Origin of the sequence: Streptomyces sp. NPDC060000, from assembly GCF_042737375.1 — a bacterium.
Classification (GTDB): Bacteria; Actinomycetota; Actinomycetes; order Streptomycetales; family Streptomycetaceae; genus Streptomyces.
Map to the genome: position 1 here is coordinate 81,425 of NZ_JBHWUU010000021.1, position 23,889 is coordinate 105,313.

Genomic DNA, 23,889 nt, shown 5'->3' on the forward strand with positions numbered 1-23,889 from the left:
TCCGCCCATCCCACCAGTCACACCACCAGTCACACCGGAACACCCGGCCCCACCGGTCCCACCGGCCTGTCCGGCCCCACCGGCTCCGCTCCTCCCACCGGAACACCCGGCCCCACCGGCTCCGCTCCTCCCACCGGTCCCGCCGGCTCCACCGGCTCCACCGGCTCTACCGGATCCCCCGGCCCCGCCGGCCCCGTCGGCCCCATCGATCTCGCCCGGCTGGAAGCCGATCTGCTCGTCCTCGCGCGGGAGCGGCTCGCCGCGTTCAAGGTGCCGCGGAGCGTCAGCTTCGTCGTGTCACTGCCCCGCACCTCCACCGGCAAGCTCCGCCGCCATCTGGTCCGCCAGGGCGCGTGGTGACCGTGTCCCGGTACCCGTCCGAAAGGAACAGCCACATGCCGCAGCAACCCCTGCTCGCCGACCGCGGGTTCTACCTGGGTCCGTTGTTCCGGCGGGCGGCCGACCGGCACGGCGCCGTCTTCGTCACCCTGGACCGGCCGCTGGACACCCACCCCTCCCTCGGGGTCGATCTCGACTACACGGTCCTGGCCGACGTGGTCGAGGAGTTGTCGGGCCGGCTGTGGGCGGCCGGGGTCCGGCCCTCGGAACAGGTGGTCGTACACAAGACGGACAACGTCGACATCATGCTGCTGACCTGCGCGGTCTCCCGTATCGGCGCGGTCCCCGTGCTCCTCTCCCCCGGCCTGGCGGGACCGGTCGTCGGGCAGCTGCTCGAACGGCTGCGGCAGCCCTGGCTGGTCACCGACCGGGCCAAGCTGGACGGCCCGCTGAAGGACGCCGGCATCGGCTCGCGGGTGCGCCGCACGCTCTCCGTCGACGACGCGCCCGGCGTCGAGTCCCTGGCGAAGTACGCCGGCGCCGAGCCCCCCGCGCCCGTCCGGCTGCACCCCCGCGAGCCCGCCCTGATCACCCACAGCTCGGGCACCACCGGCGTCCCCAAGCTGGCCGTGCACTGCCCGAACACCATGTGGAACCGTCTCGTCCCGCAGAAGGCGATGGGCTGGCCGACCCGGAGCGAGACCGCCGCGCTGCACGTGTCGTTCGTGCACTCGCGCTTCTACCACCTGCTCGGTGTTTTGCTGCACTTCGGCAGCCCGCTCGTACTGATCACCGACCCGGACCCGGCGGCCGTGGGCCCGCTGCTGGTGCGTCACCGCCCCGGCATCGTCGAGACCCACCCCAACACCTTCGTGCTGTGGGAGGAGCTGGCCGACGCCCCCGGCGCCCCGCTGTCCCGGGTGAAGTCGTACGGCTCCACGTTCGACGCGATCCATCCGCGCACCGTACGGCGGCTGCTGGGCGCCTCGCGGCGGCGGGCGCCCTGGCTGATGCAGCTGTACGGGCAGAGCGAGACCGGGCCCGTCGCGTTCCAGTGGTTCACGCGGCGCAGCGCGGAGCGGGCGGACGGCCGCCGGGTGGGGATCGGGATCCCCGGCTTCACCCGGGTCCGGATCGCGGACGTCGACGGCAGGCGGGTCGCGCCCGGCACGCCCGGCCGGATCGAGGCCCGCACGAGGGGGCGCATCCTCACCTACCTCGGCGCCCACGCACAGTACGAGCGTCAACTCGACGGCGGCTGGTGGCAGATGGGCGACATGGGCTACGTCACCCGGCTCGGCGCCCTGCATCTGATCGACCGTGAGGTGGACCGGATCGACGCCGTGCACAGCAATCTGGCGGTCGAGGACGCGCTGATGGAGCGGCTGGAGGAACTCCGCGAGGTCGTCATCGTGGCCGGTCCGGACCGCGAGCCGGTGCCGGTGGTGTGCGTGCGGGGCGAGCAGCCGCTGGATCCGGAGCGCTGGCGGGAGGCCACCGCCGATCTGCCCGCGATGGCCGAGCCGCGCCAGTGGCGGTTCGAGGAGCTGCCGATGACGGCGACCTGGAAGGTGAAGCGGGTGGAGATCACCCGCATGCTGGCCGGTACGCGCGAGAGCGTGCGCGCGTGAACCCGGTGATCGTGGTGGGCGCGGGCCCGGTAGGCCTGTCGGCCGCGCTGGCGCTGCGCGCCCGTGGGCTGCCGGTCGTGCTCCTGGAGGCGGACCCCGAGGACCGCGAACGGCCGGGCAGCCGGGCCCTGTTCGTGCACCGGGAGACCCTGCGGCTGCTCGACGGGATGTCCCCCGGCCTGGCCGCCGAGATCACGGCGTACGGCCGGACCTGGCACACCCGGCGCACCCTCTACCGGGGCCGTGAGGTGTACGCGCGCACCTTCCCGCCCCCGTCGGGACTGCCGCCGTTCACGAGCCTGCGCCAGCTGGACACGGAGCGGTTCCTGCGCGCCGCGTGCGAGCGGGCGGGAGTGGAGTTCGTCTGGGACGCGCGGGTCGCCGGTGTACGGGCGTCCCGGAACGGCGTCACTCTGGCCGGCACGGACGGACGGGAGTGGGACGCCAGGTACGTCGTCGCCGCCGACGGCGCGCGCTCGGCCGTCCGGAGCGAACTGGGCATCTCCCTGGAGGGCGTGCGCGGCGAGGGCTTCCACGTCGTCGTGGACGTGGCGGACGTGGAGGGCGCCGAACTGCCGCTGGAGCGGGTCTTCCACTACGAGCATCCGGGCGTCGGGGGGCGCGGTGTGCTGCGGGTGCCGTTCACCGGCGGCTTCCAGGTGGACCTCCAGTGCCGCGACGACGACCCTGAGGAGGCGTACGGCTCCGAGGACGCCGTACGGGAGTGGCTGCCCGGGGTGGTGGGCGACGGGTACGCCGACCGGATCCTGTGGGTGTCGACGTACCGTTTCCTGCGCAAGGTCGCGGCCTCCTTCACGGATCCGCACGGGCGGGTGCTGCTCGTCGGCGAGGCGGCGCATCTGTTCCCGCCGTTCGGCGCGCGCGGCATGAACAGCGGGATCGCCGACGCGGCGGCGGCCGCGGTGGCCGTGGCGGCCGGGACACCGGAGGCGGTGGCCGACTTCGCGGACGTACGGCGGGCGGCGGGGCTGTACAACAGCGAGGCCGCGGGAGTCGCCCTGGACCATCTGCGGCCGCGGCGCCGGGTCGTGCGGCTGAGGCAGCGGGCGGCCGCCGCCCTCGCGCCCGTGCTGCCGTCGTGCGGCTCGTGGCTGGAGCACGCGCCGTACGGGCCCCGGGGCGGGGCTCCGGCGGCGGCGGGCGGAAAGTACTGAGGAGGACCGAATGGGTGCACCACCGACCGTCGCGGAGGGGTTGTCGACCTGGACGCCCAGCCGTGGGCTGACCGCCGATCCGGGATCCGTGGCTGACGGGCCGCTGCTGGTCGCGGACTCGTGGCTGGTCCGCGCGGGCCGGGTGCGCGGCTACGGCCGGCACCGGGAGCGGTTCCTTCGGGCCTGCGCGGAGTCCGCGGCCGGCAGCGGCCCGGAGCCGCGCCGGCTCGTCGGGTTCTGGCAGGACGTGACCGCCGCGCTACCGCGTACCGGCGAGTGGTTTCCCCGGGTGGAACTCACGGCCGGTTCCCTGGAGTTGAGACTGCGGCTGCGGCCCGCCCCGCCGCTCGGCACGGAAATCCGCCTGTGGTCCGCCGGCCAGCCGGACCGGCGGACCGCGCCCCGCCGCAAGGGCCCGGACCTGGACGTCCTGGCCCGGGTGCGGGGGCGGGCGGTCGAGGAAGGGGCGCAGGAAGGGGTGCTGGTCGGGCCGTCCGGGGTGGTGCTGGAGTCGGCCACCGCGAGCGTGCTGTGGTGGGAGGACGACACCCTGTGCCTGCCGCCGCCCGGGCTGCCCGTCCTGCCCGGAGTGACCGTCGGACTCGTCCGGGAGCGTGCCGAGCGCCTCGGCATCCCTGTCGCCCCTCGCGAACGGACCGTGGCCGAGCTGGCCGGCCGTGAGGTGTGGCTGGTGAACGCGCTGCACGGGATCCGGCCGGTGACGGGCTGGACCGGAGAGCCGATGGCAGCCGGCCCCGCGGTACGGGCGGCGGAATGGCGGAAATGGCTGGACGGCCTTTCGGAGCCCCTTCCGGACATTTAGAAGAACCTGGAGTCCATAAACGTGACGGGCACCGGCCGATATCGCCGGTGCCCGCATTCTGCTGCGCTTCTCCGGAATTTACCGGGAGTGGCTTCCGTTACTTCTTGGCGGGCTGATGGGCCCCCGGGACCATCCGCGTCGCGATCGCTATCCGGTTGTACGCGTTGATGACCGTGGCCGCCCAGATCAGCGCCGCCACCTGGGTCTCGTCGAAGACCTCCGCGGCCTCGGCGTACACCGCGTCCGGGACCTGCCCGTCGTGCACCAGGGTCACCGCCTCGGTCAACGCCAGGGCGGCGCGCTCCCGTTCGGTGAAGAAGGGGGTCTCCCGCCAGGCGTTCAGCGCGTAGATCCGCTGCTCGGTCTCGCCCTGGGCGCGGGCGTCCTTGGTGTGCATGTCGAGGCAGAACGCGCAGCCGTTGAGCTGGGAGGCACGGATCCTCACCAGTTCCAGGATCTCGGGTTCGACCTTGGCGTCCCGGGCGGCGGAAACGGCGGCGCCGTGCAGAGAACCCATCGCGGCGGAAACATCGGGGGTCGTCTTCTTGAGGGCCACACGGGACACGGAATTGTTGTTCGTCATGAAGGTGACTCTATCCGGGAATTCTGTCCCGCAAAAGAAATTCCGGAGCCGTTCTCACCGGAAGACAGGGCTGCGCACAACGCGTCCAGCGCGCCGGACCATGCGTGGTCGGGCGGGGTCCCGTACCCCACGACCAGGGCGTCGGGCGGCTGCGTGACCGCGTCGGGGTGGCGGTGGCGGGGGGTGAGGCCGTCGACCGCCAGGCCCTGCCTGGCCGCCGCCCGTACCACCGCCTCCTCCGTGCCGGGCGGGAGCCGCAGGACGGCGTGCAGGCCCGCCGCGATCCCGGTGACACGGATCGCGGGGGCGCGGGCGGCGAGGGCCGTGACCAGCGCGTCACGGCGCCGGCGGTAGCGCAGGCGCGCCGCCCGGACGTGGCGGTCGTACGCGCCCGAGGTGATGAACTCCGCCAGGGTCAGCTGGTCCAGGACCCCGGAGGTGTCCGCCCCGCCCTTGGCTGCCACCACCTCCTGCGCCACGCCCGGCGGCAGCACCATCCAGCCGAGGCGCAGCCCGGGGGCCAGGGACTTGCTGGCCGTGCCCAGGTAGACGACGTGGTCGGGGTCGAGGCTCTGGAGGGCGCCGACGGGCTGGCGGTCGTAGCGGAACTCACCGTCGTAGTCGTCCTCGAGGACCAGCCCGCCGGTGTGCCGCGCCCAGTCCACGACGGCCGCCCGCCGGTCGTGGTGCAGGGGCACTCCCATCGGGAACTGGTGGGCGGGGGTGAGCAGGACCGCGCCCGGGCCCTTCAACAGCCGGGTGTCCGTTCCCTGTTCGTCGACGGGCAACGGGATCGTGGCCAGCCCGGCCGCCGCCAGCAGCTTCCAGTGCTCGTCCAGGCCGTACGACTCGACGGCGATCGCGCGCGTCCCGCGCGCCTTCAGGACGGTGGCGAGCAGTTTCAGGCCGTGCGCGAACCCGCCGCAGATCACCAGGTGTTCGGGGTCGGCCCGCACCCCGCGGGCACGGGAGAGGTATCCGGCGAGGGCGGTGCGCAGTTCGGCCCGGCCGCGGGGATCGCCGTAGCCGAGGGCGTCGGAGGGGGCGGCCGTGAGGGCGCGGCGGGCCGCCCTGAGCCACTCGGCGCGCGGGAAGGACGCGAGGTCGGGGGTGCCGGGGCGCAGGTCGTAGGCGGGCCTGGGGCGCTCGGGGCGGTGGGGCCCCGCGCCCGGCGGCGGGACGACCCGCCCCTCGGCCACCCGGGTGCCCGAACCCTGGCGGGCGGTGAGCCAGCCCTCGGCGACGAGGTCGGCGTAGGCGTCGGCGACCGTGTTGCGGGCGATGCCCAGGTCGGCGGCGAGGGAGCGCGAGGAGGGGAGCCGGGTGCCGGAGGGCAGACGGCCGCTGCGTACGGCCTCGCGCAGGGCATCGGTCAGGCCCCGGCGCAGCTGCGGCCCGGTCGGTTCCAGATGCAGGTCGACGCCGAAAGTGGCCCAGGATCTCGCCATGGAAATGGACCATACTCCTGGGCTGCCCCGCTCCTAGGGTCGAGGGCATGACGACGCACGCAGACCCCACGACCACCGACGAACAGGTTCCGTACGCCCCCGAGCACACCCCCCGGCTGAACTGGTCCGAGCACGCGCCCGAGGTGCTCAAGGCGATGCTCCGGCTCGACGCCGCCGCCCGTAAGGGCCTCGACCCGAAGCTGGTCGAGCTGGTGAAGGTCCGCGCCTCGCAGATCAACCACTGCGCGCTCTGCGTCGACATGCACAGCAAGGACGCGCTCGCGGCGGGCGAGAGCGTCGAGCGGATCATCCAGCTCAGCGCGTGGGAGGAGTCGGCGCACTTCTACACCGGGAAGGAACTCGCGGCGCTGGCCCTGACCGAGGCGGTGACCGTGCTGACCGAGGGTTTCGTGCCCGACGCGGTGTACGAGCGGGCCGCCGAGCACTTCGAGGAGGCCGAGCTGGCGCAGCTGATCGCCACGATCACGGTGATCAACGCGTGGAACCGGTTCGGCGTGACCTGCCGGCTGGTGCCGGGGCACTACCGGCCGGGGCAGCACGCGTGAGCCGTACGAATCTTCTCGACCGCGAGGTCGGCCGGGCCATGTCCGGGCTCGGCGCGGCGGCGAAGCAGGGTCTCGGCGACCCCGCGCTCGCCGAGCTGGTCGTGATCCGCGTCTCGCAGCTCAACCACTGCGCGTTCTGCCTCGACATGCACCTCACGATCGCCCGCGAGCACGGGGTGAGCCAGAAGCAGCTCGATCTGCTGAGCGCGTGGGAGGAGGCGGGGGACGTCTACGACGAGCGGGAGCGGGCCGCGCTCGCCCTGACCGAGGCGGTCACCGTGCTGACCGGGGGATTCGTGCCCGACGAGGTGTACGAGCGGGCCGCCAGGCACTTCGACGCCACCCGGCTCGCCCATCTCGTCGCGCTGATCACCGCCAGCAACAGCTGGAACCGGGTGATGGTCGCCCGCCGTGTCCCGCCGGGGGGTTACACGCCATGAGCGAGGTGGACGTCATGAGCAAGGCGGACACGTTCCGCCGGCTGCACCACGGCCGGCTGCCGGGCGAGCCTCCCCCACTGCCTTGAAGGCGTGGGGGGGGACCCCCAGTCCTGCCCGGCCCGTGGGACGCGGCCCAGTGCCCGGGTGTTCGCCGAGGCCGGGTTCCCGGCGCTCGCGACGCCCAGCGCGGGCGTCGCCGCCTCGCTCGGGTACGCGGACGGGCGGACCCCGGCCGACGAGATGTTCGCGGCGGTCGCCCGGATCGTACGGGCGGTGGACGTGCCGGTGTCGGCGGACATCGAGGGCGGGTACGGGCCGGCGCCGAAGGAGCTGATGGAGCGGTTGCTGGAGACGGGCGCAGTCGGCTGCAATGGGGAGGACTCGGTCGGCGGTGTCCTCCAGGACCCGCGCGAGCACGCCGACCGGCTCGCCGAGGTGCGGCGCGCGGCGGGCGACCGGCTCTTCGTCAACGCGCGCGTCGACACCTTCGCACACGGCGACGGCGACCCCGCAGATGCCATCGGGCGGGCGGCGGCGTACGTCGCCGCGGGCGGCGGCGTACGTCGCCGCGGGCGCCGGACCGCGTCTACCCGATCGGTGCTCCGCCCGCCGTCCTGCCGTTGCTGCGGTCGGGGATCACCGGCCCGCTCGACGCGGGCGGCCGGGCGGACGGCGAGGGCCCCTCGCCCGCCGGACTCGGCGAACTCGGGGCCACCCGTGTCACGTTCGGACCGGGACTCCAGCGGTGGTCGGCGGCCGCCCTGCGGGGGTTCAGCGCGGAACTGGTGCAGGGCCTGTCCGGCGGATCATGCGGGTGAGCCGCCGTGGCATTCCTCCGGCCTGATCCGCCGGACCGGCCCCGGCGGCGCTCAGTTCAGCCATGCCTTCCAGGTCGACGGGTGGCTGTCCACCCACTTCTTCGCGGCCTGGTCCGGAGTGAGCTTCTGGTCGGCGATCAGCAGGGCCACCTCGTTCTGGTCCTCCGTCGTCCACTTGAACTTCTTCAGGAAGGCGGCCGCCCTGCCGCCGTCCTTCGCGAAGTCCGCGTTGAGGTACTTCTGCAACGGGGTGTGCGGGTAGGCGCAGGTCACCTTGTCCGGGTCCGCGTCGCAGCCCTCCTTGTAGGCGGGCAGCTTCACCTCGGTCATCGGGACCTTCTCGAAGAGCCACTGCGGGGCGTACCAGTAGGTGAGGAAGGGCTTCTTCTCCTTGGCGAACTGCCTCATCTGCGTGATCTGGGCGGCCTCGGAACCGGCGAAGACGACCTGGTAGTCGAGCTTCAGGTTCTGCACCAGGGCCTTGTCGTTGGTGACGTAGGACGGGGAACCGTCCATGAGCTGGCCCTTGCCGCCGCTCTCCGCGGTGCGGAACAGCGACGCGTACTTGTTGAGGTTCTTCCAGTTCGTGACGTCCGGGTGCTGCTTGGCGAAGTAGGTCGGGACGTACCAGCCGATGTGTCCGGTGACGCCGAGGTCGCCGCCACGCGCGATCGTCTTCTTGTCTCCGACGTAGCGCTTCTCCTGGTCGGGGTGGCCCCAGTCCTCCATGATCGCGTCGACCCGGCCCTGGCTGAGCGCGTCCCAGGCGGGCACCTCGTCGACCTGCACGGTGTCGACGCGGTAGCCGAGCTTGTGCTTCAGCAGGTACTGGGCGACGGCCACGTTGGCCTGCGCGCCCACCCAGGACTGGACCGAGAGGGTCACGGTCCTGGCGCCCTGCGCGTTGGCGAAGGGCGACGCCTGCTTGGTCATGTCGGCGGCACCGCAGCCGGTCAGCAGCAGGAGCGCCGACGCGCCGGCGGTCACGGTCGTCACGGTCGTCGTACGAAGCCGCAGGTCCCGAAGTCGGGGCTGTCGAAGTCGTGGCTGTCGAAGTCGCATGTCACGCTCCCTTCTTCACGCGCCGGTCGGCGGGCTGGGTCACCCGGTCGAGCATCAGGCCGAGGCAGACGATCGCGGCGCCGGCCACCAGACCGGTCGCGAGGTCGCCCTGGGCGAGCCCGAAGACGGCGTCGTAGCCGAGCGCGCCTCCGCCGACCAGACCGCCGATGATGACGACGGCGAGGACGAGGACCACGCCCTGGTTCAGGGCGAGCAGCAACGCGGGCCGGGCCAGCGGGAGCTGGACCTGCCGCAGCTGCTGGGTGCCGGTCGCGCCGAGGGACCGGGCCGACTCCATCGCCGCCGCGTCGACCTGGCGCAGGCCCTGTGTGGTGATGCGGACCACGGCGGGCAGCGCGTAGACGACGGCCGCCGCGACGGCGGGGGCGCGGCCGACGCCGAACAGGGCGACGACCGGGATCAGGTACACGAACTGCGGCATCGTCTGGAACACGTCCAGGACCGGGCGCAGCAGCCGTTCGAAGCGGTCGCTGCGGGCGGCGGCGATACCGGTCGCGAAGCCCAGGACCAGGGTGACGGCGACGGCCGCCAGCACCTGGGACAGGGTGTCGAGGGACGGTTCCCACACGCCGAGCACGCCGGTCGCGGCCAGCGCGAGGACGGCGGTCAGCGCGGTGCGCCAGGTGCCGATCGGCCAGGCGATCGCGGCGACCAGCAGGAGTACCGCCCACCAGGGCAGACCCTGGAGTCCGGCCCGGACGGGGTCGAGGACCCAGGTGGTGAAGTGGCCCGCCCAGTCGGCGGTACCGCCGATCACCGGGACCCCGGAGTAGAGGTGGTCGGTCATCCAGTCGACGGCGTCGTTGACCGGGGAGGCGATGGCCACCGTCCAGCTGTCGGGCCAGTCGAGCCGGCCCACGGCGCGCCCGGCGAGGGCCACGGCGACGGCGGTGCCGGCGGTCCAGGCCCAGGCGGCCCGGTGACTGCCCGGTTCGCCGTCCCCGGCGTTGCCCGCGGCGGCCGTGACGCGGTCCAGGACGACCGCGAGCAGCACGATCGGGATACCGGCGGCGAGGGCCGCGCCCACGTCGACGGAGGCCAGCGCCTGGTAGACCCGGTCGCCGAGGCCACCCGCGCCGATCACCGACGCGATGACCGCCATCGACAGCGCCATCATGATCGTCTGGTTGAGGCCGAGGAGGAGTTCCCTGCGGGCCAGCGGGATCCGGGCGGTCAGCAGGCGCTGGCGCGCGGTCGCGCCCAGCGACTCGACCGCCTCCAGGACCTCGCCGTCGGCGCCGCGCAGTCCGAGCGCGGTGAGCCGGGCCATGGGCGGGGCGGCGTAGACGACGGTGGCCAGCACGGCCGCCGGGACGCCGATGCCGAAGACCAGCACGACCGGGAGCAGATAGGCGAAGGCGGGCAGTACCTGCATGGTGTCGAGGACCGGGCGCAGGGCGCGGTCCATGCGCCCGGAGAGACCGCCGGCCAGGCCGAGCAGCGCGCCCACGACGACGGACACCAGGACGGCCACGACCATCAGGGCCAGCGTCTGCATCGTCGGCACCCACATGCCGAGCAGACCGCAGGCCAGGAACGCGGCCGCCGTGCCGAGCGCGAGCCGCACCCCGGCCACCCGCCAGGCGACCAGCGCGGCCGCCGCGGTGACTCCGGCCCAGCCCGCGCCGAGCAGCACCAGGTACACGGCGCGCACCGCGAGGACCACGCCGTTGCTGAGGTAGCCGAAGAAGTAGAGGAACAGCGGGTGGCTGTCGCGGTTGTCGATGATCCAGTCACTGGCGCCGGTGAGCGGCTTGGTCAGGTCGACGGTGAGTGTGTGCGGCCAGGTGCCGCCGCCCCACCGGGCGTTGGCCAGCGGGACGAGGATCGCGGCCGCGAGGGCGAGCAGCAGGAGCTTGCGGACGGCCTGGTGCTTGAGGACGCCCGGGAGGGCGACCCGGGGGGCGGTTGTGCTCAGCGTGGCCATCACACCGCCTCCCTACGGGGCTCCGTTCCGACCGCGAGAGGTCCGGACCCCCGTCCGGACGAGCCGGTCGCGGACGCCGTGCCGGACGGACCGGGTCCGGTCCGCGTTCCGGCCGCGGGGCCGGGCTCCGTTCCGGCCACGACGCCGAGCAGTCGCTCGTGGTCGACGACGCCCAGGCACCGGCCCGCGTCCATGACCCGCGCCGGAGAGCCCGCCCGGGCGACCGCCTCGATCGCCTGGGACACCGTGGCGTCCGGGGACACGGCCGGGCCGCCGCCCGCCTCCTCCAGGGACGCGGGCCGCATGGCCGTACGTACCGTCATGACCTGCTCGCGCGGTACGTCGCGGACGAACTCGCGGACGTAGTCGTCGGCCGGGGAGCCCACGATCTCCTCGGGAGTGCCCAGCTGCACCACCCGTCCGTCGCGCATCAGGGCGATGCGGTCGCCCAGCTTCAGCGCCTCGCTGAGGTCGTGCGTGATGAAGACCATCGTGCGGCCCTCCTCACGGTGCAGCCGGATCACCTCCTCCTGCATGTCACGCCGGATGAGCGGGTCGAGCGCGCTGAACGGCTCGTCGAAGAGGAGGACCTCCGGGTCGACGGCCAACGCGCGGGCCAGGCCCACGCGTTGGCGCTGGCCGCCGGAGAGCTGGCCGGGCCTGCGCTGCTCCATGCCCTCCAGGCCGACCTTGTCGACGACCTCCTTCGCGCGGGTGCGCCGCTCGGCGCGGCCCATGCCCTGGATCTCCAGGCCGTAGGCCACGTTGTCGAGGACCGTGCGGTGCGGGAGGAGACCGAAGTGCTGGAAGACCATCGCGGCGCGGTGCCGGCGCAGTTCGCGCAGCCGGGTGCGGTCCATCGCGCGGACGTCCTCGCCGTCGACGACGATCGTGCCGGCCGTCGGCTCGATCAGCCGGGTCAGACAGCGCACCAGGGTGGACTTGCCGGAGCCGGACAGACCCATCACGACGAAGACCTCGCCCTTGCGGACGTCGAAGGAGACGTCCCGGACGGCGGCCGTGCAGCCGGTGCGGGCGCGCAGCTCGGCAGGGTCGAGGGCGGTCAGCTCGGGGTCTTCCGGGACGCGCTCGGGCTTGGGTCCGAAGACCTTCCACAGGCCGTCCACGGAGAAGACGGGGGCGTCGGCGCCGGTGTCGGCGGTGGGCGGCTTACGAGTGGCGGGCGTGATGGTCATCGCGCACCACCTCCGATCAGGTCTACGGCTTTCTCCCCGACCATGAGCACCCCGATCATCGGGTTCACGGCGGTCATGGTCGGGAAGACGGATGCGTCGGCGATGCGCAGGCCGTCCAGGCCGCGCACCTTCAGCTGCGGGTCCACGACGGCGAGTTCGTCGTCGGTGGCGCCCATGCGGCAGGTGCCCGCGGGGTGGTACACGGTGTGCGCGACCTTGCGCGCGTACTCGCTCAGCTCCTCGTCGCCCGTGATCTCCGGGCCGGGGGCCACCTCACGCCCGAGCCAGCCGGCCAGCGGCTCGGTCTTGGCGATCTCGCGGGCGATCCTGATCCCGTCGACGAGGGTGCGGGCGTCGTAGTCGTCCTCGTCGGTGAAGTAGCGGAAGTCGAGGGCGGGCTTGACGGACGGGTCGGCGCTCTCCAGGTAGAGCCGCCCGCGTGACTTCGGCTTGGGGATGTTGGGGGTCATCGAGACGCCGTACGGCGGGCGTTCGTAGCCCAGGCGTTCCGGGTTGTCCGTGAAGGGGACCTGGTAGAAGTGGAACATCAGGTCGGGGCCCGGGTGTCCGGGGTCGCGGCGCACGAACAGGCCGGCGTCGGAGTCCATCGCGGAGTTCTCCGGGAGCGGCCCGTGGGTCTCCCAGACGATCACCGACTCGGGGTGGTCGAGGAGGTTCTCGCCGACGCCGGGCAGGTCGTGCACGACGGGTATGCCGAGCGCGTCCAGGTCGGCCTTCGGGCCGATGCCCGAGTGCAGGAGGAGGCGGGGCGAGTCGATGGCACCCGCGCACAGCACGACCTCGTGGCGGGCCCGGACGAGGATCTCCTCGCCCTCCTTCGTGCGGACGTGCACCCCTTCCGCGCGCGTGCCGTCCAGCTCCAGCCGGTACGCCCAGCTCTCGAGCAGGATCGTCAGGTTGGGCCGCTCGTCCATCACCGGGTGCAGATAGGCCACCGAGGCGCTCGACCGCTTGTTGGTCTCCGGGTGGTAGGCGAGGTCGAAGAAGCCGACGCCGTCGTCGAAGGGCTTCTGGTTGAAGCCGTCGATCCGGGGCACTCCGGTCGCCTTCTGCGCGGCGTCGACGAAGTCGCGGGCGATGGCGTTCCGGTCCTTTTCGTCGACCGGGACGATGTTGTTCAGCAGGCGCGTGTAGTACGCCTCCATCGGGCCGGCGCCCCAGCCCCGGGCGCCGGCCGCCTCCCACTCGTCGAAGTCGGAGGGCAGCGGCTTGAAGGCGATGAGCGTGTTGTGGGAGGAACATCCGCCGAGGACGCGGGCGCGGCTGTGCCGGATGTGGGAGTTGCCGCGCGGCTGCTCGGTGGTCGGGTAGTCGTAGTCGAGTTCGCCGCCGAGCAGGCCCATCCAGCGGCGCAGGGTGAGGACGTCGTCGCGGCCGACGTCGCTGGGGCCGCCCTCGATGACGGCGACGGTGGTGTCGGGGTTCTCCGTGAGCCGGGAAGCGATGACGGAACCGGCGGTTCCGCCTCCGATGACGACGTAGTCGTAGACGTGTGTGCTCTCTGGCATGGGGGGTACTCCAGGGGCGTGCGAAGTCTCGGGGAGCAGGCGGGCCTCGAGGGGCAGGCGGGCCTTGCGGAACGGGCGGTCCTTTCGGAACGGCCGGACCTTGAGGGGCGGTGGGGCCTTCAGGGACCGACGGGCTTTGGGGAGCCTTTGGACCTTGAGGAGCCTGTGGACCTTGGGGAGCCTGCGGGTCTTGAGAGCCTGCGGGCCCTGAGGAGCCTGCGGGTCTTGAGAGCCTGCGGGCCTTGGAGGCCGGCGAACACCGGGGAGCCGGTGGGCTCCCGGGAACCGGCCGGGGTCAGCCCGCGAACCAGCGGACGGGGCGTGGCGCGAGGTTCTGGTAGACGTGCTTGGACTCGCGGTACTCGGCGAGTCCGGCGGGGCCGAGTTCGCGGCCCACACCGCTCTTCCCGAAGCCACCCCACTCCGCCTGCGGCAGATAGGGGTGGAAGTCGTTGATCCAGACGGTGCCGTGCCGCAGCCGTCCCGCGACGCGTCGGGCCCGGCCCGCGTCGGCGGTCCAGACGGCGCCCGCGAGGCCGTACTCGGTGTCGTTGGCGAGGGCCACGGCCTCGTCCTCGGTGCGGAAGGTCTCGACGGTGAGGACCGGCCCGAAGACCTCCTCCCGTACGACCTTCATCTCGCGGTGGCAGCGGTCGAGGACGGTGGGCTCGTAGAAGTAGCCGGACTCCGGCCGCTGCGGGGTGGGTTCGGGGCGCCGGCCGCCGCTGCGCAGCTCCGCGCCCTCCGCGAGCGCGGAGGCGACGTAGGCCTCGGTCTTGGCGCGCTGCTGCTCGGAGACGAGCGGGCCGCACTCGACGCCGTCCTCGGTGCCGCGCCCGAGCCGGATCTTCTGGGCCCGGCGGGCGAGTTCGGCGACGAAACGGTCCCGGACCGACTCCTCGACGATGAGCCGGGAGCCCGCCGAGCAGACCTGGCCGCTGTGGATGAAGGCGGCGTTGAGGGCCTGGTCGACGGCGGTGTCGAAGGCCTCGTCGGTGGCGCAGGCGTCGGCGAAGACCACGTTGGGGTTCTTGCCGCCGAGTTCGAGGGCGACCTTCTTGACGGTCGGGGCGGCCGCCTGCGCGACCTTGGTGCCGCTGACCAGGCCGCCGGTGAAGGAGACGAGGTCGACGTCGGGGTGCTCGGCGAGCCGGGCGCCGACCGTGTGCCCCGGCCCGGTGACGATGCCCGCGACCCCCGCGGGCAGCCCGGCCTCGATGAGCAGGTCGATGAGCGCGATGGTCGTCAGCGGGGTGATCTCGCTCGGCTTGACGACGAAGGTGTTGCCCGCGGCGAGAGCCGGGGCGATCTTCCAACTCGCCTGCAGAAGCGGGTAGTTCCAGGGAGTGATCAGCGCGCACACGCCGACCGGCTCATGGACGACGACGCTGTGGATGTCGGGCGAACCCGCGTCCACCACCCGGCCCGGGGCCTCGGAGGCGACGAGTCCGGCGAAGTAGCGGAAGGCGTCGGCGACGCAGTCGATGTCGACGCGGCCCTCTTCGAGCGTCTTGCCCGCGTCCCGGCTCTCCAGCAGGCCGAGCCGTTCGCGGTCGCGTATGAGGAGATCGGCGACGCGCTGCAGTACGGCGGCGCGTTCGACGGCCGGGGTGTGCGGCCAGTCGCCCTCGTCGAAGGCGGTACGGGCGGCCGCGACCGCCAGGTCGGTGTCCTTCTCGTCGCCCTCCGCGACCACGGCGAAGGTGCTGCCGTCCGCGGGGTCGAGGATCTCGCGGGTCGCGCCGGAGACGGCTTCCAGCCACTCTCCGCCCGCATGGATCGTCCGGTGGTCTCGCTGTTCCGGGTGTTCCGTCCTGTCGGCCATGATCGGTGTTGCCTTCCGTTCCTGGTCAATCCCCCTGCGTCACCCGTGGGTCGGTCTCGGCGACGGCGTCCACATGCCCCCAGCCTCCCATTGCATGCGCAATCCATGGCCGAAAGTGCGCCGCATCACTGAAGTTATGGACATAAGCCCACAAAACGTACGCCTGGTCATGAGTGAACAGGATGGACGCGACAAGAACCTCTGACTAAAGTCAAAGAGCTATGGAGCCAGTGCAGCAGGTGGCGGCAGAGCAGGTGGCGGCCTTCCGCCGCTTCAACCGTTACTTCACGCGCCGTATCGGCGCCCTGGACGACCGCTTCCTCGGCCAGGACCGGCCGCTGGGCGAGGCCCGGCTGCTGTTCGAGATCGGTGACGGTGTGTCCCTGCGCACCCTGCGCGGCCGGCTGGGTCTGGACGCCGGGTATCTGAGCCGGATGGCGAAGTCCCTGGAGGCACAGGGCATGGTCCGGATCAGCGTGCACCCCGACGACAACCGGCTGCGCATGGTCGAGCCGACCCCGGCCGGACGCGTCGAGCTCAGGGAACAGAACCGCCGCGCCGACGTGCTCACGGCGGACCTGCTGACCGGACTCGACGCGCGACAGCGCGCGGAACTGACCGAGGCGATGGCCACCGCGCGCCGCCTGCTGCGCCTGGCCGCCATCACCGTCGAACGGGTCGACGGCGCCGCGCCGGACGCCCGCGCCTGCCTGGAGGCCTACGCCGCCGACCTCACCGCCCGCTTCGGCAGCTTCACCGCGTCCGACCTGGTCGGCCCGGAGGAGGTCTCCGGCGCGACCGGCGCCTTCTTCGTGGCGTACGAGGAGGGACGGGCAGTGGGCTGCGGAGGGCTGCGCACGCTGGAACCCGGCGTCGGCGAGCTCAAGCACGTCTGGGTGCACCCGGACGCCCGCCGCCTCGGCCTTGCCCGGCGGCTCCTCGAACAGCTGGAGGGCGCGGCGGCCGAGCGCGGCCTGAACCTGCTGCGCCTGGACACGAACGCGTCGCTCACCGAGGCACGGGCGATGTACCGGGCGTGCGGGTACCCGGAGATCCCGGCGTACGTCGACCACGTCTACGCCGACCACTGGTTCGAGAAGCGGCTCACGCCGTCGGCCCCGCTCCGCTGACCGAGTCCGGCGAGCGCGGCGTCAGGTCGATGCCCAGGGAGCGGCCCGCGGATCCGTCCACCGGCCCGATCGCGGTCGGCATGGGCCCGGCCCTGCGCACGGTCGCCGTGATCGTCCTGGCCGCGACCGTCGTGGTCGTGACCGGCCTGCGCGACCGGGGGCGGCCGCCGACCATGCAGTACCGGCGAACCGCCTGATCCCGGAACGGCGTTGAATTACTCTGCGTGTTCCAGGGGTTACACCGAGGAGCGTGCGATGCCATCGCGACGAGTGGTCACCGGACGGAGCCAGGAACCGCGCCGCCGGTTCGCCGAGGAGCTGCGGCTGCTGCGCGGCGCGCGCGGGGAGAGCCTGCGTCAGGTGGGCGAGCGGCTGGGCTGGGACCCGTCCACGTTCGGCAAGATGGAGAGCGGGGAGTCGCTGGGCAGCCCCGAGATCGTCGAGGCGCTGGACCAGCACTACGGCACGCCGGGGTTGCTGCTGACGCTGTGGGAACTGGCGCTGGCGGATCCGAGCCAGTTCCGGGAGCAGTACCGGCGGTACATGGTGCTGGAGGCGGAGGCGGTGAGTTTGTGGCACTACGCCGTGAGCGCGCCGCCTGGTCTGCTCCAGACCCCTGGGTACGCGCGTGAAGCGCTCGCGGCGGGCGGCCTCTTGGGCGAGGACCTGAACCAGCAGGTCGAAGCGCGCATGGGCCGACGGAAGTTGCTGGAAGGGGACAAGGCGCCCCCGTTCCGCGTCATCCTCTCGGAGGCGGTGCTGCGCACTCGGCTGTGTGACGCACAGGAGTGGCAGGCTCAGCTGAAGCACCTGGTGGAGGCGTCCGAACGCCCGAACATCAAACTCCAGGTACTGCCGTTCAGTGCTGGTCCGCACGGCCTGATGAACACCGCAGTGAAGTTCCTGCGCCAGCTGGATGGCAGCACCGTGGCCTACACCGAGAACGACGTGCGCGGTGAACTGATCGAAGAAAGCAGCAGGGTTGAGCTGTTGCAGCGCACATATGATGTGGTACGCGACCTGGCGCTCTCTCCGCCCGAGTCGCGCAAGTTCGTCACGCGGATGTTGGAGGAAGCGCCGTGCGAGCCATCGACCTGAGCAACGCAACCTGGCGCAAGAGCAGCTACAGCAACACCACCGGCGGCGACTGCCTCGAAGTCTCCGACGACTTCCTGAGCACCGCCGCATGGCGCAAGTCCAGTTACAGCAACACCACCGGCGGCAACTGCCTCGAAGTCGCCGAAGGCATCCCCGCCCTCGTCCCCGTGCGGGACAGCAAGGATCTCTCTCAGGGGGCCCTCGTCTTCGGGGCCGGGGCCTGGGCCGCGTTCGTAGGGGCCGTCAGGCGGAGCTGAACGCACCGGTCCCCGGGCGGCCGAAGCCGTCCGGGGACCGGTGAAGTGGTGGGCGCGGATCAGATGAGGCCGAGGGCGCGGACCGCCTCGCGCTCCTCCGCCAGCTCCTGCACCGACGCGTCGATGCGGGCGCGGGAGAACTCGTTGATGTCCAGGCCCTGGACGATCTCGTACGAGCCGTCCTTGGTGGTGACCGGGAAGGAGGAGATCAGGCCCTCCGGGACGCCGTAGGAGCCGTCCGACGGGATGCCCATGGAGGCCCAGTCGCCGTCCGCCGTGCCGTTGACCCAGGTGTGCACGTGGTCGATGGCAGCGTTGGCGGCGGAGGCGGCGGAGGACGCGCCACGCGCCTCGATGATGGCCGCACCGCGCTTGGCGACGGTCGGGATGAAGTCCTCGGCCAGCCACTTCTCGTCGCTGACGACCTCGGCCGCGTTCTTGCCGGCGACCGTGGCGTGGAAGATGTCCGGGTACTGGGTGGCGGAGTGGTTGCCCCAGATGGTCAGCCGCTTGATGTCGGCGACCGTCGAGCCCGTCTTCTTCGCGAGCTGGGTCAGCGCGCGGTTGTGGTCCAGGCGGGTCATCGCGGTGAAGCGCTCGGCCGGTACGTCCGGGGCGGCGGCCTGGGCGATCAGCGCGTTGGTGTTGGCCGGGTTGCCCACGACGAGGACCTTGATGTCGTCCGCGGCGTGGTCGTTGATGGCCTTGCCCTGCGGCTTGAAGATGCCACCGTTGGCCTCGAGGAGGTCACCGCGCTCCATGCCCTTGGTGCGCGGGCGGGCGCCGACGAGGAGGGCGACGTTGGCGCCGTCGAAGGCGACGTTCGGGTCGTCGCTGATGTCGATGCCCTGGAGCAGCGGGAACGCGCAGTCGTCGAGCTCCATGGCGGTGCCCTCGGCGGCCTTCAGCGCGGGGGTGATCTCCAGCAGGCGCAGCTTGACCGGCACGTCCGCGCCGAGCAGCTGGCCGGAGGCGATGCGGAAGAGCAGGGCGTAACCGATCTGGCCGGCCGCGCCGGTGACGGTGACGTTCACGGGAGTGCGGGTCATGGCGTTCTCCGTATGACAGCTGTCGGTGGGGCGTCCCTGCCCCGGGTGGGACGTACAAATGATCGATCTCTTGGTATCAAGAGATCCAACACGCGGTCAGGCTATCGCGCCTCCGGGATCCCGGACGGCCGGGGCCATGTGGCCCACCCCACAGAGTGCCCCCGGCGCCGCGTCCCGCCACGGCTGCGGCGCCGCGCAAAAGCGGCGACCGCCGGTCCGGGAGAGGTGGAACCGAGCGGCCGCCGTGGAGGGGGACCGGGTCGTGCCGGACACCCGTGGGGGTACGGTTCGCGTTCCCGGAGTGGACACGGGTATTCCTGCGCGCCCGGCCTTTTTTCGGTACGGCTTCCGCCGGCCCTGCCGGGAACGGGGGCGGGGAGACGAATAGAGGAACGGCGAAACGGGCGCGGGAAACAGGCCCCGCGCCTCTTCCCCGCCCCCGTTCCCGTCCCCGCGCCTCTTCCCCGTCCCCGCGCCTCTCCCGTCACCTCCCCGTTCCCCTGACGCGTTCGGCTCACCGGCAGGCCGTCTCAGGGCGTGCACCCCTGCTGTCCCGACGCCAGTACCGCGCACGCCGTCGCGTCGGCCGCGCTCTTCACCGCCACCATCGGCGTGTACGCGATCGTGTCGCCGGCCACCGTGACGGCGCCCGTCTGCCGCACCGAACCCACCGTCACCCGCACCCCGTCGCCCTGTGCGGCCTGGGTGATCCGGCCCCAGGCCGCCCCGCACGTCCGGCTGTAGCGGACCTCGACCAAGGTCGTCCCGACGGTCGCGCTCTTCGCCGTCGTCACCAGGCCGCCGCTGCACCCCATCTCCTCCGCGTCCCGGCCGGTGCAGGCGGAGCCGCTGCACAGCACCCCGGAGGGCAGGGGGGTGCTCGGACCGGCCGAGGCGGGCGAGGACGGCCCGGTGCTGCCCACCGCCTGCTTCGGGTCCCCTCCGTCGGTGAGGAGGAACGCCCCCACGACAACCGTCACCACCCCCACGAGCCCCGCGAGGAACATCGTCGTCCGCCGTGGGCCGGGACCGGGCCCGGCACCCGGGGCGCCCCCGTCCGGTGCGCGCGGGTCCCGCGACGGCGGCATCGCCGGTGACCCGCCCGCCGGGCCGGCGATGCCCGGGGTCACCGCGATCCGGCCCGCACCGCCCCTGCCCGCACCGCCCTTGCGTCCCCTGCCTTTGCGCCCTCCGCCCTCGGGCCCCCCGGGCGGCGGACCGAACTCCCCCGGCGCGGCCCGCGCCCGGGAGATCCGGACGGCCTCCATGGTCCCGTCGTGCCGTATCTCCGAGCGGCTCCAGGCCCGCTCCGCCAGCTCCCACATGGTGGTCAGATGGACGGGAGGCGTGCCGGTGACCTCGGCCAGCGCGACGACCGCACCCTTGGGCGCGAGCAGCCGGCCGTCGAGGTACCGCTCCCAGGACGTCCTGCTGTAGCCCGTACGGTCGGCGACCGCCGCGACGCTGAGTCCCGTGCGGTCCACGATCCGCCGCAACTGCTCGGCGAACTCCCGTACCTGCGGGTCCAGTTCGTCGGGCAAAGCCCTCCAGCGAGGCATCGAACCCCCCTCCCTCCGCCAAGTCCCCATTGGCCACGTCAGATCCGATGCCGAGACGATTCGGGACACATACCCGAGCTGTCAACGTATCGACACGACGAGCGCACATCAGCACGACGGACGCACATCAGCCGAAGACGACCGCTCCCCCGACGGCGGTGCACAGCAGGGCCAGCAGGAGCAGGGCCGCGTAGAGCAGAAGGCGTCCGGCGGGCCGGGGCGAGGCCTGCGGGGCGGCCTCCTCCGGCCGGTCCCACCAGGGGACCGTCGGGTCGTCCCGGTACCCCTCGTCCCGGAACTCCCCGGCCGGGTTCGCCGGCACCGGTCGGGGCCACGCCTCCACGGCCAGCTCCCAGCGCACGACGTGCCGTTCGGCCTCCGCGCCGAACAACCCCGCCACCCTGCACAACGCGGCGACGGCCTGCCGGGGCGGCGGCTGGACGGCGTTGAGATAGCGCTGCCACGAGGACTTGCTGTACGCGGTGCGCGCACCGAGCGCGGCCAGGCTGAGGCCCGTACGGTCCTTGAGCTGCCGCAACTGCTCCACGAAGTGCCGTACCTCCGACGGCAGCCCGTCCGGCAGCGGCTGCCAGGCGCCCATCCCGCCCACCTCTCCTTCGATCCGTTGAGGGGACGACGCGCGGCGGCCGGACGGTTCCCGCGGCGGGCACGGCTGTGGCGGGGCGCGCACACCGTGGCGGAACGGTCACTTCCGTGCCACAGCGCCCGGCCGGCTGTTGAACCGGCGGTTCACGGAGGAGGAACGTGGCACGCGTCGGCGGCCCGTCCTCCTCGGGGGATGAGGACGGGCCGCCGTACCGCTGTGTGCCCCTGTGGGCCTCTGCATACCGCCGGGATCGGCTGCGCTCGGCCGCTCTCAGCCGCTGACCGTGAAGTGCAGGGTGTCCTTCAGGAAGGGGATCTGAAGCCACGGGTCGGGCTGCACCATCAGCGCCAGCAGGACGATCGCCGCGCCCAGCACGGTGTACGTCACGATGTCGGTGAAGCGGGAGCGTACGGCGAGCATGCCGACGCCGGGCAGCAGCCAGCGCAGCACCGCGCCGACCAGCAGCCCGACGCCGATCAGGATCGTGCCGATCCGGAACACGTCGAGCGCGGTCACCAGCAGACCGAGCGCGACGATGCCCAGGACGACGATGATCGGCCACTGCCTGGCGGCCAGCGCGTCGCCGGGCGCGGCCCGGCCGCCGCCCTCGGGACGCGCGGTGTCCCGGGTGAACAGCGGGAAGCGGCGGGTGGTGCGGCGCGGCACCCCGTCGGCGTCGGGCGCGCTGATCGGGTCCCGCACCTCGATGTCGTCGATGCCGTCGTTGCCGTTGATGTCGATGCCGTCGATACGCTCGGTGCCGTCCTCGATGTGTTGAGCGCCGCCGTCGATGCGGCCGGGGCCGTCATCGACGCGGCCGGTGCCGTCATCGACGCCCTCGACGCCGTCGTCGATGTTTCCGGACCTGCCGGTCTTGCCGGCCCTGTCCGTATCGCCGCTCCTGCCGGTCCGGACGGTCTTGCCGGTCCTGTCGGCCTTGCCGGAGGCGCCGGTCTTGCCGGAGGTGCTGTCAGTCGACACTGCGCTCAGCCGCCTCCACCACGTTGACGAGCAGTTGGGCGCGGGTCATCGGGCCGACGCCGCCGGGGTTCGGGGAGATCCAGCCGGCCACCTCACGGACGTCCGGGTGGACATCGCCCACGATCTTCCCCTCCGCGCTGCGGGAGACGCCCACGTCCAGGACGGCGGCGCCCGGCTTGACGTCCTCGGCCCGGATCAGGTGGGCGGAACCGGCGGCGGCGACGATGATGTCGGCCCGCTTCAGATGCGCCGGGAGATCCCGGGTGCCGGTGTGGCACTGGGTCACCGTCGCGTTCTCGCTGCGCCGCGTCAGCAGCAGCGGCATCGAGCGGCCGATGGTGACGCCGCGGCCGACGACCACGACCTCGGCTCCGTTGATCTCGACGCCGTACCGGCGCAGCAGCGTGAGCACGCCGTTGGGGGTGCAGGGCAGCGGGGCGGGCTCGTTGAGGACCAGCCGGCCGAGGTTCGTCGGGTGCAGGCCGTCGGCATCCTTGGCCGGGTCCATGAGCTCCAGGATCCGGTTCTCGTCGATGCCCTTGGGCAGCGGGAGCTGGACGATGTAGCCGGTGCAGTCGGGGTCGTCGTTCAGCTCACGGACGACCGCCTCGATCTCCTCCTGCGTCGCCGTGGCGGGCAACTCGCGCTGGATGGACGCGATGCCGACCTCGGCGCAGTCGCGGTGCTTGCCGGCGACGTACTTCTGGCTGCCGGGGTCGGTGCCGACGAGGATCGTGCCGAGTCCGGGCGTCACGCCCTTCTCCCTCAGCGCCGCCACCCGGGCGGTCAGATCGGACTTGATCGCGGCTGCGGTGGCCTTGCCATCGAGAATCTGGGCGGTCATGCACCCATCCTCCCGGATGACGGGCCCCCGGTTCCAATCCGGATGAACCCGGGCAGCGGTGAATCCGGTTACGGCCACCCGCCTCGACGGTTCCGGCCAAGATCGGCAAGGTTGCACTTGCACAAAGCCTGCGGAAAGCGGCTGGACAGGAGCATGCCCGGCCAAGAAGCATAGGGGTCCGCAGTATGCGGTCGGTGTTGGGGGGCAAACCGCTTATTCAAAGACGTTCCTCCGCGCATTCCGCCTCGTCCCCGCTTGTGCAACGGAGGAAATCCACCATGAGTTTCGGCCCGCCCAACGACCCCTACGGTCAGCCGCAGAACCCCCAGCAGGGCCAGCCCGGTTACGGCTACCCCCAGCAGGGCCAGCCCGGTTACGGCCAGCAGGCGCCGCAGGGCGTCCCCCCGCAGGGGTACGGCCAGCCGCAGCACCCGGGTTACCCGCAGCAGCCCGGGTATCCCCAGCAGCCCGGCTATCCCCAGCAGGGTTACGGCTACCCGCAGCAGCCCGGTTACGGCGGCCAGCCGCCGTACGCCAACTGGGGCCAGCGGTTCCTGGGCACCCTGGTCGACATGCTGGTCTTCGCGGTCCCCTACGCCCTCGTCATCATCGGCAAGGACACCCCGGCGCTGATGCTGGTCGGCGTCGTCGTCCTCATCGGCCTCGGCATCTGGCAGCTGATCCAGGAGGGCCGCACCGGTCAGACGGTCGGCAAGAAGGCGCTGGGCATCCGCCTGGTGCGCGAGAGCGACGGGCAGCCGCTCGGCGTCGGCATGGCGTTCGTCCGCCGCCTGGCCCACTTCCTGGACAGCCTGGCGTGCTACCTGGGCTGGCTGTGGCCGGCGTGGGACGCCAAGAAGCAGACGTTCGCCGACAAGGTGTGCAGCTCGATCGTGATCCGCACGAACTGAACGGCGTGACCCGCGCGCACTGAGCGGCGGATATACGGACGAGGCCCCGGCCCCCCTCCTGGAGGGGGGC

General features: G+C 72.4%; 22 protein-coding genes and 2 pseudogenes. 12 read left to right on the forward strand and 12 right to left on the reverse strand.

The features are described from left to right. The 4 genes and pseudogenes from ACFWBB_RS13945 to ACFWBB_RS13960 all read left to right on the forward strand — a co-directional run. Positions 1-360 (forward strand): annotated as a pseudogene (locus tag ACFWBB_RS13945) (hypothetical protein); the annotation flags it as partial. Between the two features lie 35 nt (positions 361-395). Beyond that, the gene (locus tag ACFWBB_RS13950) at positions 396-1,970 is read left to right on the forward strand and encodes a class I adenylate-forming enzyme family protein (RefSeq protein WP_385270516.1); all 1,575 of its coding nucleotides are present in this window, start codon (positions 396-398) and stop codon (positions 1,968-1,970) included. After that, a complete protein-coding gene (locus ACFWBB_RS13955) occupies positions 1,967-3,145 on the forward strand; it encodes an FAD-dependent oxidoreductase (protein WP_385270519.1) in 1,179 nt (392 codons plus the stop codon). Before ACFWBB_RS13950 ends, ACFWBB_RS13955 begins: the two co-directional genes overlap by 4 nt. Before the next feature lie 10 nt (positions 3,146-3,155). Next, positions 3,156-3,968 (forward strand): aminotransferase class IV, encoded by an 813-nt coding sequence (locus ACFWBB_RS13960; RefSeq protein ID WP_385270522.1) that lies wholly within the window; start codon positions 3,156-3,158, stop codon positions 3,966-3,968. 97 nt (positions 3,969-4,065) lie between these two features. Here ACFWBB_RS13960 and ACFWBB_RS13965 read toward each other — a convergent pair whose 3' ends face one another. Both ACFWBB_RS13965 and ACFWBB_RS13970 read right to left on the reverse strand, forming a co-directional pair. After that, complete coding sequence (locus tag ACFWBB_RS13965; RefSeq protein WP_385270524.1) at positions 4,066-4,551, reverse strand: carboxymuconolactone decarboxylase family protein; 486 nt, start codon at positions 4,549-4,551, stop codon at positions 4,066-4,068. Next, a complete protein-coding gene (locus tag ACFWBB_RS13970; protein ID WP_385270527.1) occupies positions 4,548-5,999 on the reverse strand; it encodes a PLP-dependent aminotransferase family protein in 1,452 nt (483 codons plus the stop codon). The genes ACFWBB_RS13965 and ACFWBB_RS13970 overlap by 4 nt, the downstream gene beginning before the upstream one ends. 47 nt (positions 6,000-6,046) lie before the next feature. On the opposite strand from ACFWBB_RS13970, the gene ACFWBB_RS13975 reads away from it, so the two are divergent. The 3 genes and pseudogenes from ACFWBB_RS13975 to ACFWBB_RS13985 all read left to right on the forward strand — a co-directional run bounded on the left by ACFWBB_RS13975 (position 6,047) and on the right by ACFWBB_RS13985 (position 7,823). Continuing rightward, positions 6,047-6,565 (forward strand): carboxymuconolactone decarboxylase family protein, encoded by a 519-nt coding sequence (locus ACFWBB_RS13975; RefSeq protein WP_385270530.1) that lies wholly within the window; start codon positions 6,047-6,049, stop codon positions 6,563-6,565. Beyond that, positions 6,562-7,005 (forward strand): carboxymuconolactone decarboxylase family protein, encoded by a 444-nt coding sequence (locus ACFWBB_RS13980; RefSeq protein WP_385270533.1) that lies wholly within the window; start codon positions 6,562-6,564, stop codon positions 7,003-7,005. Before ACFWBB_RS13975 ends, ACFWBB_RS13980 begins: the two co-directional genes overlap by 4 nt. Before the next feature lie 14 nt (positions 7,006-7,019). Continuing rightward, a pseudogene (locus ACFWBB_RS13985) lies at positions 7,020-7,823 on the forward strand (isocitrate lyase/phosphoenolpyruvate mutase family protein). A gap of 51 nt (positions 7,824-7,874) precedes the next feature. Here the strand turns inward: ACFWBB_RS13985 and ACFWBB_RS13990 are convergent. The 5 genes from ACFWBB_RS13990 to ACFWBB_RS14010 all read right to left on the reverse strand — a co-directional run bounded on the left by ACFWBB_RS13990 (position 7,875) and on the right by ACFWBB_RS14010 (position 15,383). Next, a complete protein-coding gene (locus ACFWBB_RS13990) occupies positions 7,875-8,840 on the reverse strand; it encodes an ABC transporter substrate-binding protein (protein ID WP_385270597.1) in 966 nt (321 codons plus the stop codon). A gap of 46 nt (positions 8,841-8,886) precedes the next feature. Beyond that, complete coding sequence (locus ACFWBB_RS13995) at positions 8,887-10,833, reverse strand: ABC transporter permease (protein ID WP_385270536.1); 1,947 nt, start codon at positions 10,831-10,833, stop codon at positions 8,887-8,889. Next, entirely contained in the window at positions 10,833-12,029 is a 1,197-nt protein-coding gene (locus ACFWBB_RS14000) for a glycine betaine/L-proline ABC transporter ATP-binding protein (protein WP_385270539.1), read from the reverse strand. Before ACFWBB_RS14000 ends, ACFWBB_RS13995 begins: the two co-directional genes overlap by 1 nt. Continuing rightward, positions 12,026-13,558, reverse strand: a complete 1,533-nt coding sequence (locus ACFWBB_RS14005) for a GMC family oxidoreductase (protein ID WP_385270542.1) — start codon at positions 13,556-13,558, stop codon at positions 12,026-12,028. Before ACFWBB_RS14005 ends, ACFWBB_RS14000 begins: the two co-directional genes overlap by 4 nt. A gap of 295 nt (positions 13,559-13,853) precedes the next feature. Further along, positions 13,854-15,383 (reverse strand): aldehyde dehydrogenase family protein, encoded by a 1,530-nt coding sequence (locus ACFWBB_RS14010; RefSeq protein WP_385270545.1) that lies wholly within the window; start codon positions 15,381-15,383, stop codon positions 13,854-13,856. A gap of 221 nt (positions 15,384-15,604) precedes the next feature. Here ACFWBB_RS14010 and ACFWBB_RS14015 point away from each other — a divergent pair, with 221 nt between their 5' ends. From ACFWBB_RS14015 to ACFWBB_RS14030, 4 genes are read left to right on the forward strand one after another with little or no spacing between them, the layout of a single operon-like run. After that, entirely contained in the window at positions 15,605-16,513 is a 909-nt protein-coding gene (locus ACFWBB_RS14015) for a GNAT family N-acetyltransferase (protein ID WP_385270548.1), read from the forward strand. 29 nt (positions 16,514-16,542) lie between these two features. Further along, entirely contained in the window at positions 16,543-16,710 is a 168-nt protein-coding gene (locus tag ACFWBB_RS14020; protein WP_385270551.1) for a hypothetical protein, read from the forward strand. A gap of 58 nt (positions 16,711-16,768) precedes the next feature. Beyond that, entirely contained in the window at positions 16,769-17,611 is an 843-nt protein-coding gene (locus ACFWBB_RS14025) for a helix-turn-helix domain-containing protein (RefSeq protein ID WP_385270554.1), read from the forward strand. Further along, positions 17,593-17,868, forward strand: a complete 276-nt coding sequence (locus tag ACFWBB_RS14030) for a DUF397 domain-containing protein (RefSeq protein ID WP_385270557.1) — start codon at positions 17,593-17,595, stop codon at positions 17,866-17,868. Before ACFWBB_RS14025 ends, ACFWBB_RS14030 begins: the two co-directional genes overlap by 19 nt. 59 nt (positions 17,869-17,927) lie before the next feature. Here the strand turns inward: ACFWBB_RS14030 and ACFWBB_RS14035 are convergent, their stop codons facing one another. The 5 genes from ACFWBB_RS14035 to ACFWBB_RS14055 form a co-directional block, all read right to left on the reverse strand. Continuing rightward, a complete protein-coding gene (locus ACFWBB_RS14035) occupies positions 17,928-18,917 on the reverse strand; it encodes a malate dehydrogenase (RefSeq protein WP_385270560.1) in 990 nt (329 codons plus the stop codon). Positions 18,918-19,447: 530 nt separating this feature from the next. Then, positions 19,448-20,476 carry a helix-turn-helix domain-containing protein gene (locus tag ACFWBB_RS14040; protein ID WP_385270563.1) on the reverse strand — a complete coding sequence of 343 codons (1,029 nt, stop codon included), beginning with the start codon at positions 20,474-20,476 and terminating at the stop codon, positions 19,448-19,450. Between the two features lie 127 nt (positions 20,477-20,603). Continuing rightward, on the reverse strand, positions 20,604-21,077 hold the full coding sequence (locus ACFWBB_RS14045; protein ID WP_385270566.1) for a helix-turn-helix domain-containing protein: 474 nt from the start codon (positions 21,075-21,077) through the stop codon (positions 20,604-20,606). 276 nt (positions 21,078-21,353) lie between these two features. Continuing rightward, on the reverse strand, positions 21,354-21,833 hold the full coding sequence (locus tag ACFWBB_RS14050; protein WP_385270600.1) for a DUF3017 domain-containing protein: 480 nt from the start codon (positions 21,831-21,833) through the stop codon (positions 21,354-21,356). 220 nt (positions 21,834-22,053) lie between these two features. Beyond that, entirely contained in the window at positions 22,054-22,908 is an 855-nt protein-coding gene (locus tag ACFWBB_RS14055) for a bifunctional methylenetetrahydrofolate dehydrogenase/methenyltetrahydrofolate cyclohydrolase (protein WP_385270569.1), read from the reverse strand. A gap of 278 nt (positions 22,909-23,186) precedes the next feature. Between ACFWBB_RS14055 and ACFWBB_RS14060 the strand changes: the two genes are divergently transcribed. Next, positions 23,187-23,819: an RDD family protein gene (locus tag ACFWBB_RS14060; protein ID WP_385270571.1), complete on the forward strand. Its 633-nt coding sequence runs from the start codon at positions 23,187-23,189 to the stop codon at positions 23,817-23,819. Positions 23,820-23,889 lie beyond the last annotated feature (70 nt).